Raw genomic sequence first — 12,517 nt, 5'->3', positions numbered from 1 at the left:
CACAGGGAATTGCATCCCGACTTCCGAACTTTGTGTGGATACTGACATGACCGAACGCTGCAATTCCTACTACACCGCCACCCTCAACCAGGACACCGACTACCCGACCCTGCAGGGCCGGCACAAGGTTGACGTGGTGATCATCGGCGGCGGTTTCACTGGCGTCGCCACCGCTGTCGAACTCGCGGAAAAAGGCCTGAAAGTCGCCATCGTCGAAAGCCACAAGATCGGCTGGGGCGCCACCGGGCGCAATGGCGGCCAAGTCACCGGCAGCCTTTCCGGCGACGGCGCGATGCGCAAACAGATGCGCGCGAAACTCGGCGACGAGGTCGATGACTTCATCTGGCACCTGCGCTGGCGCGGACACGAAATCATCCAGCAACGCGTCGACAAATACGGCATTCAATGCGACCTGAAACACGGCCACTTGCACGCGGCGTACAAGCCCAGCCACATGACCGACTTGCGCAAGGATTATGAAGAAGCCGTGCGGCGCGGATTGGGCGATGAGGTCAGCCTGCTCGACCGCAGCCAGGTGCGCGACCTGCTGCAAAGCGACCTGTACCACGGCGCGATCAAGAACACCCGCAACATGCATCTGCACCCGCTTAACCTGTGCATCGGTGAGGCGCGGGCGGCGGAAAGTCTCGGCGCGCTGATCTTCGAAAACAGCGAAGTGCTGGAGATCATTCACGGCGCTACGCCCGGTGTGCGCACGGCTCACGGGCAGATCGACGCCAATCAGGTGATGCTCGCTGGCGACGTCTATCACAAGCTCGAACCAGGGCAGCTCAAGGGCAAGATTTTTCCGGCCATGGGCGGCATCGTCACCACCGCGCCGCTCGGTGATCTGGCCAAGCAGATCAACCCGGGAGATCTGGCGGTGTACGACTGCCGCTTCGTCCTCGACTACTACCGCCTCACCGCCGATGGCCGCTTGCTGTTCGGCGGCGGCGCCAACTACAGCGGCAAGGATTCACGTGACATCGCCGCCGAACTGCGCCCGTGCATCGAACAAACCTTTCCGGCGCTCAAAGGCGTGCAGATCGATTATCAGTGGAGCTGCGCGATGGGCATCGTCATCAACCGCATTCCGCAACTGGGCAAGCTCTCGGACAACGTCTGGTATTGCCAGGGCTACTCGGGGCACGGCATCGCGACGACGCACATCATGGGCGAAATCATGAGCCGGGCGATCACCGGGCAGATGGAGCAGTTCGATACGTTTGCCCAGTGCCAGCACATACGCGTGCCGATGGGGGATTTGCTCGGCAATCCGTTACTGGCTGCCGGGATGTGGTACTACCAGATGCTCGAAAAGTTGCGGTGATTGCACCGGCCCTATCGCTGGCAAGCCAGCTCCCACAGGTTTTAGTGGTGTACAGGGATTTCGTGTACGCCACGGAAACTGTGGGAGCTGGCTTGCCAGCGATGAGGCCATCAAAACCGCCACAAAACCTCAATCCGGCAACTGCTCCACCACAATCCCCAACCGCCGGTAATCCTCGACACTCCCCGACGCCACATGCCGCTCGGTAATCAGCGTATGCAGGCGCGTACACGGCGCCACCACAAACGGTTCCACCGCCCCGAGCTTGTCCGCCGTGGTCACGGCAATCACTCGCGCGGCACCATCGAGCATCGCCTGCTTCACCGGTACTTCATCAAAATGCAGCGAAGTGATCCCCACCTCCGGATGAATCGCACACACCCCGGTAATCGCCAGATCCGCCTTGATCCCCGCGAGCAAACGCAGCGCCTCATGCCCACCCGCCGCCATCGTCCGTGGATTCAGCTGGCCGCCAGCGAGAATCACTTTCACTGCCTTGAATTCGGACAAGGCAATCGCCGTCATCGGTGATGCAGTCACCGCCGTGATGCTGATATCGGCACGCAACGAGCGCGCCACCTGCAACGTGGTGGAGCCGGAGTCGAACAGCACAATCTGGCCGTCTTCAATCTGCTGCGCCGCCCGTTGCGCCAGGCGAACTTTCACCTCATCCGTCTCGTCCAGCCGCGTGAAGTAATCCTTGCCGGAGTCTTTCGGACGCGGCAGCGCACCGCCGTGCACGCGTTGCACCAGCCCGGCGTTGTCCAGTTCGGCGAGGTCGCGGCGGATGGTGTCCTCGGACACCGCAAAGTGCTGGCTCAACTCGGACGCCATGACTTTGCCGTCGCGTTCAAGGAGCAAAAGAATTTTCTGTCGACGCAGGGACGGCAGTTCAGCCGCAGAATGATCGTGCATGGTCATGCCTGTTTATGCTTGTAATTGCAGGTTTTGCGAGAGTAGCGAAAGCCTTCAACAAACACAAACAGGCGGGGTATCAATTGTTTCGATCATTGGAATCAACAAGGCGAATTTTTTCTTTGCTTTCAGCCTGTTCACAATGGCACCACTTCTAAAAGGCTCAGGATGAACACCTCATGAATCTCAATTTTGCGTTTGCGTGCATGATCGTTGTGTCGTTTGCGGTGGCACTGGGTCACGCCTGACAGCGCCTCAGACCGACGCCAGCAACTGCTCACGCAGCCATTTGTGCGCCGGATCGCGGTGCGAACGTTCGCCCCAGAACATCGCCATCTCGTAACCGGGTACTTCCAGCGGCGCGTCGACCACTTGCAATGCCGGGTTGCCGCGCACCAGGCGTGACGGCAGCATTGCCACCAGATCGGTGCTGGCCAACACCGACATCGCCATCAGAAAGTGCGGCACCGACAACACCACTTTGCGCATCAGCCCGACATCGGCCAGCGCCCGATCGGTCACCCCGAAAAAGCCACCGCCCTCGCGCGACACCATCACGTGCTCCAGCGCGCAGAATTGTTTACGGCTTGGCGCACGCATCAAACCTGGATGCCCGACACGACCGGCCAGCACATAACGTTCGGTGAACAGTGGTCGCCGATGCAGTTCCGGCGGCGCGTCTTCACTGATGTGCAGCGCCAGATCGAACACCCCCTGCTCGGCCTGTTTGACCAAATGCGCCGGCGTCAGATCGATCACCGCCAGCCGCGTGCCCGGTGCCTGTTCGCGCAAACTGCTCAGCGCCGGCAACACCACCGTCGACTCACCGTAATCGGTCGCGGCGATTTTCCAGGTGTGCGTCGCCTGCGCCGGGGCGAACGCACTGGCCGGCGCCACCGCCCTCTCCAACGCCTCCAACGCTTCGCGCAACGGCTCACGCAACTCATCGGCGCGCGCCGTCGGGCGCATACCACGCGGCCCGGGCAACAGCAGCGGATCGCCGAAGATGTCGCGCAACTTGGCCAGATGCACACTCACCGAAGGCTGCGACAGGTTCAGGCGCTGCGCCGCGCGGGTGACGTTGTGCTCCGACAGCAACACATCGAGGGTCAGCAGCAGATTGATATCCAGCCGTCTCAAATTATTCATGGCTATACCAGACATATCAGACATTCATTTCCAATATACCGGTTGAACGCCGATCCTGCAGTCACTCAGCTAACGGAGCTTCAACATGAACGTGTTACTGGTTTACGCCCATCCAGAACCGACTTCCCTCAACGGCTCGTTTCGCGACTTCAGCGTCCAGCGCCTGCAAGCCGCCGGCCACACCGTGCAGGTCTCCGACCTCTACGCGATGAACTGGAAAGCCACCCTCGACGCCGACGACGCCCCGCAGCGCGATGCGACGAAACCGTTCCATGCCTCGCTCGACTCGAAAGTCGCGTACGCCGAAGGCACCCAGGCTGCCGACATCGCCCGTGAGCAGGAAAAACTGTTGTGGGCCGATGCGCTGATTCTGCAGTTTCCGCTGTGGTGGTTCACCATGCCGGCGATTCTCAAAGGTTGGGTCGATCGGGTGTACGCCTATGGTTTTGCCTATGGCGTCGGCGAACACTCCGACAGCCGTTGGGGTGAGCGATATGGCGAAGGAAAAATGAAAGGCAAACGGGCGATGTTGATGGTCACCACTGGCGGCTGGGAATCGCACTATGCGCCGCGTGGGATCAACGGGCCGATTGATGATTTGCTGTTTCCGATTCAACACGGGATTCTGTACTACCCCGGTTTTGAAGTGGTGCCACCGTTTGTGGTGTATCGGACTAGCCGGATGGATGCGGCGCGCTATGCCGAGACTTGTGATGAATTGGGGCGGCGGCTGGATGAGTTGTGGAGTGCACGGCCGATCGGGTTTCGGCAGCAGAATGCGGGGGAGTATGAGATTCCTGCTTTGACCTTGAAGAGCGATATCGCGCCGGATAGCGAAGGCTTCGCAGCACACATCCGCTAGCGCCGCATCGACCACGTAGAGCAAAAGCCCCTCACCCTAACCCTCTCCCAAAGGGAGAGGGGACTGACCGAGTTGTTTTTTCGAGCTACGCCGACCTGGGATATCGAGCCGACCTCAAGTTTCGAACAGCCCACAATCGGCTCCCTCCCCCCTCGCCCCCTTGAGGGAGAGGGCTGGTGTTGTTTTTTCGAGCTACGCCGACCTGGGATATCGAGCCGAACGCAAGTTTTGAACAGCCCACAATCGGCTCCCTTCCCCCTCGCCCCCCTGGGACTGACCGAGTTGTTTTTTCGAGCTACGCCGACCTGGGATATCGAGCCGACCTCAAGTTTCGAACAGCCCACAATCGGCTCCCTTCCCCCCTCGCCCCCCCCTGGGACTGACCGAGTTGTTTTTTCGAGCTACGCCGACCTGGTATATCGAGCCGAACTCAAGTTTTGAACAGCCCACAATCGGCTCCCTTCCCCCTCGCCCCCCTTGGGGGAGAGGGCTGGGGTGAGGGGGATGGATCTAACTGACACGCCGCAACATGCAGGCATCAGTAGCTCCGGTCAGGCTTCTTCGCGTGCCCGACGCAGCTGCACCAACAACGCCGGCGCAAAATGCAGCAACACCATCCTGCTCAAATGATGAGTCAAGATAAACACCACATTCAGCCCGCCACCAAACGCGACAATCGCAATCGTCTCAATCGCCCCCGGCATGTACGCCAGCCACAGCGACAGCGGATCACTGCCCAACCACCGCGCCGCCACTTCCGCAAATACCGCCGCAACCACGATCATCAACCCGACCGAGACCAACGCCGTGCGGCCATGGCGCCCCAGTTCCGCGAAGCCAAGCCCCTGAAACCTTGAGCCGATCCGCACGCCGAGAATCAGCGCTGCGAGATTCAAACTCCATTCCGGCATGTGAAAACCGTGCAGCCATCCCGATTTCACAAACACTGCCGTGATGATGATCGCGGTAAGCATGAACGGCGCCGGAACGCCGATCACCAGCAGCAAGCGCCCGAGCAGTACGCTCAACGCGATCACCGAAAACGCGGTCAGTGCCATGCCTGTGGTCAGTGGATCACCGTCGGCGACGGCTACCGCAGCGGCCTGGCCGGGAATCAGGAAACTCACCAGCACAGTGATCAGCAGCAGGCGCATCAAGTGCACGATGATGACCTTGCTCGACGCCTTCTCCGATTCAAGCAAATCAAACACCGCTGCCAGTGCGCCGGGGTAAACCGCCAACAGTGCATCGGTGCGGTTCCAGCCTGCGCCGCGTGTCAGCCACCATCCGGCCAACGCGATTTGCACCGTTAGGCAAATCAACAACACACCAAGGCTCGGCAACATCGTTGACGCCGTCTCGCTATCCCACGCTTCGAACATCAACCCAGTGGCGATGCCCAGCGTGACCTGGATGTAGCCAAGTCCATAAGGGGTTGCCGGGGCGATGCCGGTTTTGCTGGCGAACAACGCGGTGACCACAATCGACCCCAACAACAAACCGTGGGGCACACCTTCGAACTGCAACAGCGCGCCGAAACCGGCCGCAATCAACAAACACAGAATGGATTTCATAGTCGCCTTCCTGGCTATTTACCTGACACACCACAACCCCGTGTAGGAGTTGCCGAAGGCTCGGGCCGCGATCGGACGATCTTTTGCCTTTGTTTTTGAAGATCAAGATCAAAAGATCGTCCGATCGCGGCCCGAGCCTTCGGCAGCTCCTACAGGGGATTTATTTGTTTTTACCCGCGCAACCGGCCAATCGCGCGGCGGTATTTTTCAATTCGTTCGAGATCTTCCCAACTTGGCGAGGCAATTCGCGACAGGTCGCTGTTCTCTTCCAGATCTGCCAATTTGACCACCCGACCGATAGGGTTCTGCGCGGCGCGGTCGACGAAATCCTCGTAGGACTCGCCCAGCACTTTAGTCACCGATTCGATAGCGCTCAAAACTTCCTCGCTGAAGCCTTCCTTACGCAAGTCATCGAGGCTGACCCCGCAATCCTCAACCACATCGTGCAGCACAGCGACGATGCGTTGTTCCAGCGTGCTCATGCGCAACATGACTTTCAGCGGATGCAGAATGTACGGCGCACCGCCCTTGTCGACCTGCCCGGCGTGGGCCGTGGCGGCGATGGCGATAGCGCGTTCGAGGGTCTGGGTCATGGGAGTCTCCGTGGATTAAACGCCATAGCGGCCGCCGACGTGGATGTTGTGCTTGAGCCAGTTGCCGATAGCCTTGAGGCGCCCGACTGGTTCGGCTGGCGCGGAATGACGCTGAAGAATCAACGACACTATGGTGATTTGGTCTGCTTGCGGATCGGCATCGATCATCTCAGCGACCCAGGCGCAATCAGCCTTTCTCAGATGTTCACGCCAATCGCCGGGCCAGGCGTCCAGCTCATCCAGCGCCAGCCACCGCGCACCACCCTGCTCGGCATGCCCGCCGCCTATTGACTGCTCGAAACACAAAGGCGTGGCCGGCCGGGTCAGGTCGATACTGAAAATATAGACGTCGTGGGTTTTATGTTGCGGCGTGGGAGCGTTGTTGCGGCTACCGATGACCATCATGGCAATGTTCCAATCCTTGGGCGCTGAATGTTTCCGATTGTTTCGCAGTGTACGCCACGGGAGCAAATCAAAAACCCGATGGAACCTCCCTCCTCTACGCCGCCTCGAAACTTTAAAGCGCCAAAAATCACCGATCAGACACGGCGCCCCTGAAGAGGAAACCCCGATGAACATTCGCTTCCTGCTTCTGATCGCCAGCTTCGCCGTCATCCCCACCTGCGTCATGGCCGAAGGCTGCGACGTCCAGACCCAATCCTCCAGCGCCTCGGTACCAGCGGTGGAAACCCACAGTTGTTATGAATACGAAGGCATGCCGGTCAACTCCATCAACTGGTCGTGCAGCAACGAAAGCAAAGACATGCTCAGCAGCACTAAAACCAAGGTTGAACACTGCGCCGATCACTACCAGGCCTCGTGTATCGCCACGATTACCCAGGAATCCCTGGCCAACCCGCACTCCACCAGCAAAGACAAGAATGCCAAAGCGTTGAACATCCCCGACAACGCGCAAGTGACCACGTATTACTACGACGTGGAGCATTTGGCGCAGGCACGGATTGATTGTGAGAATGGCGGCGGGCATTGGAAGGCGAAGTAAGCGTTTGATATTTGCGCTGGCGATACGCAAAGAAAAGCCCGGCTCAAAAAACCGGGCTTTTCAGTGTGCGACATTCATTAGCCGCCACCGCTACCGCCACTGCTGCTACCGGACGTTTGCCCGGCACCACTGGGCTTGGTGGCTGAAGGCACCGGTCCGTTGTCAGTCTTGCCGCCGTCGCCACCTTTGGGTAGCGAATCAGCATCTGGATCGGCATTGGTGGCGGGGGACGCCGGGTCGCGAGTCTGGCTAGTGCCGTCGTTCGCTGTCGGGGTGGACGTTTCGCCGGCCGCGATTGCATACAGCGAACTACCGGACAGCAACGCCGCGAGGGTAAACACCGCGATTTTATGGTTCAGCATGGTGACTCTTCCTTTGCTGGGTGAGTTACAGCATTTGAAGAGTGCCTGGCACGAAGGTGCGGTGTATTGGATGAATGGTCATGGTTTAAGCGAAAAAAACCGGCGCCTGTTCAGGCATCGGTTTCCCCTATTGGTGACAGGAACCGGATATCAGCGCTTCACACTGGCTGCGCAGAATCTTTAAATCGGCACTCATTCTTTGGGCGTACTGACCAAGCAGGCAGAGAAATATTTGTTCTGGAATTCAGTGGTCGCGGCCGTTTGCTGCTCCGCGGTTTCGCGCCGTGGCTCTTCATACGCATCTTGAATGAGCCTCTGGTACATCTTGGTGATCAACTTATTCTCATTTTTTTCCGAAATGTCCCAAAGCGTCGCCATGGGAGCGCCATCCTGACGCGCCTGCATCACGACCATCGCGGCGTTTTCCAAGATCTTGCAGCCTTTCAGATATTCGGTTTTTGAGATGGCTTGTGCGGAAAAGCTGCAAGTAACTAATGCAGCACAGAGAAAGAGACGATTACGTAGCACAGTGGTCTTCCTTGAAAAAATGGCCCGGGACTTTATCATTGATATCGCAATGCCATCAATTCAACCTGATCTGCAAGGATCAACGTTTCAGGGCTTCGCAGCGAGTGCGCAGGTCATGGTTGTCGATATTCCCGCAACTGCTGCCGCCAGTCGTGGCGTTGCAATAGGCTCGTTGATCATGGTCATCGATGTTGCCGCAGGAGCTGTTGCCCTGCTCTGCGTTGCACCGCGCACGCAAGTCGTGATTATCGATATTGCCGCAACTGCTGCCGCTCTTCTTCGCGTTGCAATAGGCGCGCTGGTCGTGGTCATCGATGTTGCCACAGGAGCTGCCACCCAACTCGGCGTTGCACGAGGCGCGTAAATCGTGATTGTCGATGTTGCCGCAACTGCTGCCACTCTCCCGCGCATTGCAATAGGCTCGCTGATCGTGGTCATCGATGTTGCCGCAACTGGCGAACGTGTAACTGCTGAACATCAACAACATGGCGAGTAATAGTCTCATCACACATTTCCTTGGGTTGCCAGGTAACAGCCTGGCACTGGTTGATCCTGTTCAATGAGCGTCGCGACACGCCATCAAATTGACATCGCTTTTTAGGAAAGTTCCAAATCGAGGTGCGGATTTGAGTTCTGAAAAAGCGTAGAAAAAATGCGCCGTGTGGTGAGGGGATTCGTCCGTCGAGGGCATCGCCAGGATCCTAGTGCAGGATGTGAGTGATGTGTTTCGTATGATTGAGCAGCGAGGGTTTGAGCCGCCTCTTAAAAAGAACAGGTAAGGAAAGCGCGGGGCATTCCGCCTCCACGCAATTTCGATAATCTTTCTTTTCATAATCTGGGGATGGAAATAGCGATAGCGATTTTGATAGCGTCCGGATCAGCCATTGGCCATCAGCAGTTCGGTGAAACTTGAATTGCCGATTATTTAGTGAATCAAGGCTGTGTTTTTTCATTTCCCCCTTCAATTAATGTAAGGAAGAAAAAATGACAGACAGAAGACCTTTTAACCCAAACGTGACTGTACCGAAGCCTGGCGGTGGTGAGCAGCCTCGTTCCAGAAATAATGACGGTCAAGTTCGCGACAAGCGAAGTGATGCAGGTAAATCTAAAAAGAAATAATCCGCACTGGTGACAGATCACTTAATAAATAGATCTGTCACCTTTTCGTTCTTTACTCGCTGGTTTCTTTCAGCAATACCGTGATGGTGGCTAGTTTCTGATCGACATCAACGACACGAAAACTAAACGACCTTGAACCCAAATCAAAACTCCGACTCCAGCCTTTCGTCACTCTGACGGAGTAAACAGGAGATTCAGGCGTCTGCAAGTCTATCGAAAAATTCAAAGCCCCCTCAGGACCATTGGCTGACTTGACATAGACACTGAACGGCAGAGAGCTTTCATCCAGTCGTTGGCCAACATCTAAAACGCGAGTCTTATTCAGAGGCTTTGTCACACCTTTTCCAGGCAATTCATCGACCACTGACTGTTTTGCCTTTTCAAGTAACGAAAGACGAGACTCAAGCGTCGCCATTTTTTCTTGAAGCACGCCATACACATCAGGCGAGTTTTTTACCGTTCCGAAGTCGTGCCCCCACACACGAAAAACAACACCTCTTGATTCAGAGTACAACAACATCCCCGCAACTGTTGCAACAATCAAGAGTAAAGACAAAACCACAATCGGCAACGTCAGCTGTTTCCAAAATGCTCCATTTTCCATTTCGTTTTCCCTTACAAAAAACCAGAATAGCTATAGCTTTATCTTCAATTGCCAATCAAAAATTCGCCGGCGTATTCGCACTAATTATCTCCGCCTCATCCGCCCCAATATTCCGAAACTTATGCGGCAGCGTCGTCGGGAAGTAATACCCATCCCCCGCATTCAACACACTCACCGACCCATCCACCGTCAACTCCACCGTGCCACGGGTGACAAGCCCGCACTCCTCGCCCTCAGCGTGAACAATCGGCTCTTCCCCGGAACTCGCGCCCGGTGCGTACTGCTCGCGCAGCAAGCGCATTTGCCGGCTGGGTACGGAGGCGCCGATGAGCAGCAGGCGCAGGCCGTGGCGGCCTAGGTCGGGTTGTTCGTTGGCGCGGAAGACGTATTGGTGTTCGCGCGGGGGTTGGTCGAAGGTGAAGAAGTCGGCCAGGGACATCGGTATGCCTTCGAGCAGCTTTTTCAGTGAGCTGACGGAAGGACTGACGCGATTCTGTTCGATCAGGGAGATGGTGGCATTGGTCACGCCGCTACGTCGGGCCAGCTCGCGCTGGGAGAGTTTGTAGCTTTCGCGTACTAGTTTGAGTCGAGAACCCGTATCCATGACTGCCTTATGTGAGAAGTACTTAGGCTCTGCGCGAAAACTGCCTGCGCGACGATCATGCTGCGTTAAAAACAGGCTCGGAATGCTCATGTAGGGCCCTACACTCCGCTTCCTCGCCTGTTTTTGCCTTGCCTGATCGCCGCTCGGCGGTTCTCGCGCAGACCCACGGGTAATGGGGGTGGGTGGCGGGTGCCGCGCGAGGGGCGCGGATCACGTTGCTCCCGTGTCCCGGAACCGTGAAAGGCGGCTATTAAATCACGTTTGCCGGTGTTGCTCAGCAGGTTCGATGGACGGTGGGGCAAAAGTTCTTGTTGCCTTGGTAATACGGACCTGTAGTCCTTCGCCTGCTCGAGATTCGGTGGCACATTCACCATTATTTTTGACTGATAGACCGCTTTCGCGAGCAGGCTCGCTCCCACAGGGTTTGTGGTGTTTCTGTGGGAGGGATGGTGGCTGAGCTGGCCTCATCGCGAGCAGGCTCACTCCTACATTTTGATCTGGGTTGTTTCAGTCAGATTGATGGTGCATGTACTGGCAGGTAAAAAACCGGCGGGGTCTTGGGACCGCCGCCGGGGAGGTAACCTAGAGGCCGAAGCGGTCGCGCAGCGAGTAGTAGACGGCACCGAGGGCGGTGAGTGGCGCCGAGAAGGTGCGACCGCCGAGCATAGGCATGTGTGGCAACGAGGCGAACGCATCGAAACGCTCGGCGTCGCCACGGATCATTTCCGAGATCAGTTTGCCGGCCAGGTGCGAGCAGGTGACGCCGTGGCCGCTGTAGCCTTGCATGTAGTAGGCGTTCTTTTCGATGCGGCCGAATTGCGGCATGCGGGACATGGTCAGCAGGAAGTTGCCGGTCCAGCGGTAGTCGATTTTGACGTCTTTGAGCTGCGGGAAGGTCTTGAGGATCTTCGGGCGGATCAGTTGTTCGATGTCGTCCGGTTCACGCGCGCCGTAGACCACGCCACCGCCGTACAACAGACGGTTGTCGGCAGTCAGACGGTAGTAATCCAGCAGGTAGTTGCAGTCTTCGACGCAGTAGTTGTTGGTGATCAGGCTGCGCGCCTGCTTCTCGGTCAACGGCTCGGTGACGACGATCTGCGAGCCGCACGGCATGCTTTTCGCGGTCACGCGGTTGTCGAGACCTTGCGGCAGGTAGGCGTTGCCGGCGATCAACAGGTACTTGGCGCGCACCTGGCCTTTGGCGGTGCGCACAACGTTCGGCTCGCCGTATTTGATTTCGACGGCTGCGGACTGCTCGTAAATCTTGCCGCCCAAACGCGTGATCGCAGCCGCCTCACCGAGCGCGAGGTTCAACGGGTGAACGTGACCACCCTGCATGTCCAGCAGACCGCCGACGTAAGCATCGGAACCGACCTCGCGACGAATGTCGGCCGCGTCGAGCATCTTCAGATTGCGGTTGCCGTAACGTTCCCAGCCGCGTTTTTGCTCGGCCAGACCGTTGAGTTGTTTTTTGTTCATCGCCGCGAAGATACCGCCCGGGCGGTAGTCGCACTTGATGTCGTACTCCTTGATGCGCGAACGGATGATGTCGGCGCCTTCGAAGATCATGCTGCCGAGGATTTCCGCAGTCTTGTCGCCGTAGCGCTCTTCGATCACGTCGACGTCACGGCTGTAGGAGTTGACCAGTTGACCGCCATTGCGACCGCTGGCGCCGTAGCCGACTTTCGCCGCTTCCAGCACCGTCACTTTATAGCCGGCTTCGGTGAGGAACAGCGCCGAGGACAGGCCGGTGTAGCCGGCGCCGATGATGCAGACATCGCACTCGACCGACTCTTGCAGAACCGGAAAGTCGATGACTTCGTTGCGAGTGGCGGCGTAGTAGCTGTTTACGTGTTGCTGTTTCATACGTTTCT

The 12,517-nt window shown here is 57.6% G+C and carries 14 protein-coding genes; 3 read left to right on the top strand and 11 right to left on the bottom strand.

Annotated features, from left to right (window positions below):
• Positions 1-46 precede the first annotated feature (46 nt).
• On the top strand, positions 47-1,330 hold the full coding sequence (locus tag ACIPIZ_RS05630) for an NAD(P)/FAD-dependent oxidoreductase (RefSeq protein ID WP_401164472.1): 1,284 nt from the start codon (positions 47-49) through the stop codon (positions 1,328-1,330).
• A 129-nt stretch (positions 1,331-1,459) separates the two neighbouring features.
• On the opposite strand, the gene ACIPIZ_RS05625 is transcribed toward ACIPIZ_RS05630, so the two are convergent.
• The gene (locus ACIPIZ_RS05625; RefSeq protein WP_122854257.1) at positions 1,460-2,245 is read right to left on the bottom strand and encodes a DeoR/GlpR family DNA-binding transcription regulator; all 786 of its coding nucleotides are present in this window, start codon (positions 2,243-2,245) and stop codon (positions 1,460-1,462) included.
• 255 nt (positions 2,246-2,500) lie between these two features.
• Positions 2,501-3,394, bottom strand: a complete 894-nt coding sequence (locus tag ACIPIZ_RS05620; protein ID WP_205895491.1) for a LysR family transcriptional regulator — start codon at positions 3,392-3,394, stop codon at positions 2,501-2,503.
• 85 nt (positions 3,395-3,479) lie between these two features.
• Between ACIPIZ_RS05620 and ACIPIZ_RS05615 the strand changes: the two genes are divergently transcribed.
• Positions 3,480-4,256 (top strand): NAD(P)H-dependent oxidoreductase, encoded by a 777-nt coding sequence (locus tag ACIPIZ_RS05615; RefSeq protein WP_122854258.1) that lies wholly within the window; start codon positions 3,480-3,482, stop codon positions 4,254-4,256.
• Between the two features lie 551 nt (positions 4,257-4,807).
• Here the strand turns inward: ACIPIZ_RS05615 and ACIPIZ_RS05610 are convergent.
• The 3 genes from ACIPIZ_RS05610 to ACIPIZ_RS05600 form a co-directional block, all read right to left on the bottom strand.
• A complete protein-coding gene (locus ACIPIZ_RS05610; protein WP_122854259.1) occupies positions 4,808-5,830 on the bottom strand; it encodes an AbrB family transcriptional regulator in 1,023 nt (340 codons plus the stop codon).
• A gap of 170 nt (positions 5,831-6,000) precedes the next feature.
• Positions 6,001-6,423, bottom strand: a complete 423-nt coding sequence (locus ACIPIZ_RS05605; RefSeq protein ID WP_122661476.1) for an HD domain-containing protein — start codon at positions 6,421-6,423, stop codon at positions 6,001-6,003.
• A 15-nt stretch (positions 6,424-6,438) separates the two neighbouring features.
• A complete protein-coding gene (locus ACIPIZ_RS05600) occupies positions 6,439-6,828 on the bottom strand; it encodes a hypothetical protein (protein ID WP_401164468.1) in 390 nt (129 codons plus the stop codon).
• A gap of 166 nt (positions 6,829-6,994) precedes the next feature.
• On the opposite strand from ACIPIZ_RS05600, the gene ACIPIZ_RS05595 reads away from it, so the two are divergent.
• Entirely contained in the window at positions 6,995-7,426 is a 432-nt protein-coding gene (locus tag ACIPIZ_RS05595) for a hypothetical protein (protein ID WP_401164466.1), read from the top strand.
• Positions 7,427-7,503: 77 nt separating this feature from the next.
• Here the strand turns inward: ACIPIZ_RS05595 and ACIPIZ_RS05590 are convergent, their stop codons facing one another.
• The 6 genes from ACIPIZ_RS05590 to ACIPIZ_RS05565 all read right to left on the bottom strand — a co-directional run bounded on the left by ACIPIZ_RS05590 (position 7,504) and on the right by ACIPIZ_RS05565 (position 12,509).
• Positions 7,504-7,788 carry a hypothetical protein gene (locus ACIPIZ_RS05590; RefSeq protein ID WP_064389321.1) on the bottom strand — a complete coding sequence of 95 codons (285 nt, stop codon included), beginning with the start codon at positions 7,786-7,788 and terminating at the stop codon, positions 7,504-7,506.
• Positions 7,789-7,980: 192 nt separating this feature from the next.
• Positions 7,981-8,316, bottom strand: coding sequence for a hypothetical protein (locus tag ACIPIZ_RS05585; RefSeq protein WP_064389320.1), 336 nt, complete (start codon positions 8,314-8,316; stop codon positions 7,981-7,983).
• A 79-nt stretch (positions 8,317-8,395) separates the two neighbouring features.
• Entirely contained in the window at positions 8,396-8,821 is a 426-nt protein-coding gene (locus ACIPIZ_RS05580) for a hypothetical protein (RefSeq protein ID WP_007919295.1), read from the bottom strand.
• 666 nt (positions 8,822-9,487) lie between these two features.
• Complete coding sequence (locus ACIPIZ_RS05575) at positions 9,488-10,039, bottom strand: hypothetical protein (protein WP_064389319.1); 552 nt, start codon at positions 10,037-10,039, stop codon at positions 9,488-9,490.
• Between the two features lie 55 nt (positions 10,040-10,094).
• The gene (locus ACIPIZ_RS05570; RefSeq protein WP_007950154.1) at positions 10,095-10,643 is read right to left on the bottom strand and encodes a cupin domain-containing protein; all 549 of its coding nucleotides are present in this window, start codon (positions 10,641-10,643) and stop codon (positions 10,095-10,097) included.
• A gap of 582 nt (positions 10,644-11,225) precedes the next feature.
• Positions 11,226-12,509, bottom strand: a complete 1,284-nt coding sequence (locus ACIPIZ_RS05565) for an FAD-binding oxidoreductase (protein WP_253484643.1) — start codon at positions 12,507-12,509, stop codon at positions 11,226-11,228.
• Between the last annotated feature and the right edge of the window lie 8 nt (positions 12,510-12,517).

Origin of the sequence: Pseudomonas sp. NPDC087690, from assembly GCF_044743175.1 — a bacterium.
In the GTDB taxonomy this organism is placed as follows: domain Bacteria; phylum Pseudomonadota; class Gammaproteobacteria; order Pseudomonadales; family Pseudomonadaceae; genus Aquipseudomonas.
This window is presented reverse-complemented; position numbering and strand designations above follow the sequence as displayed.

Excerpts from the sequence above, each read along its gene's own strand:
- ACIPIZ_RS05630 (WP_401164472.1), top strand. The coding sequence starts at position 47 with ATGACCGAACGCTGCAATTCCTACTACACCGCCACCCTCAACCAGGAC.
- ACIPIZ_RS05625 (WP_122854257.1), bottom strand. The coding sequence starts at position 2,245 with ATGCACGATCATTCTGCGGCTGAACTGCCGTCCCTGCGTCGACAGAAA.
- ACIPIZ_RS05620 (WP_205895491.1), bottom strand. The coding sequence starts at position 3,394 with ATGAATAATTTGAGACGGCTGGATATCAATCTGCTGCTGACCCTCGAT.
- ACIPIZ_RS05615 (WP_122854258.1), top strand. The coding sequence starts at position 3,480 with ATGAACGTGTTACTGGTTTACGCCCATCCAGAACCGACTTCCCTCAAC.
- ACIPIZ_RS05610 (WP_122854259.1), bottom strand. The coding sequence starts at position 5,830 with ATGAAATCCATTCTGTGTTTGTTGATTGCGGCCGGTTTCGGCGCGCTG.
- ACIPIZ_RS05605 (WP_122661476.1), bottom strand. The coding sequence starts at position 6,423 with ATGACCCAGACCCTCGAACGCGCTATCGCCATCGCCGCCACGGCCCAC.
- ACIPIZ_RS05600 (WP_401164468.1), bottom strand. The coding sequence starts at position 6,828 with ATGATGGTCATCGGTAGCCGCAACAACGCTCCCACGCCGCAACATAAA.
- ACIPIZ_RS05595 (WP_401164466.1), top strand. The coding sequence starts at position 6,995 with ATGAACATTCGCTTCCTGCTTCTGATCGCCAGCTTCGCCGTCATCCCC.
- ACIPIZ_RS05590 (WP_064389321.1), bottom strand. The coding sequence starts at position 7,788 with ATGCTGAACCATAAAATCGCGGTGTTTACCCTCGCGGCGTTGCTGTCC.
- ACIPIZ_RS05580 (WP_007919295.1), bottom strand. The coding sequence starts at position 8,821 with ATGAGACTATTACTCGCCATGTTGTTGATGTTCAGCAGTTACACGTTC.
- ACIPIZ_RS05575 (WP_064389319.1), bottom strand. The coding sequence starts at position 10,039 with ATGGAAAATGGAGCATTTTGGAAACAGCTGACGTTGCCGATTGTGGTT.
- ACIPIZ_RS05570 (WP_007950154.1), bottom strand. The coding sequence starts at position 10,643 with ATGGATACGGGTTCTCGACTCAAACTAGTACGCGAAAGCTACAAACTC.
- ACIPIZ_RS05565 (WP_253484643.1), bottom strand. The coding sequence starts at position 12,509 with ATGAAACAGCAACACGTAAACAGCTACTACGCCGCCACTCGCAACGAA.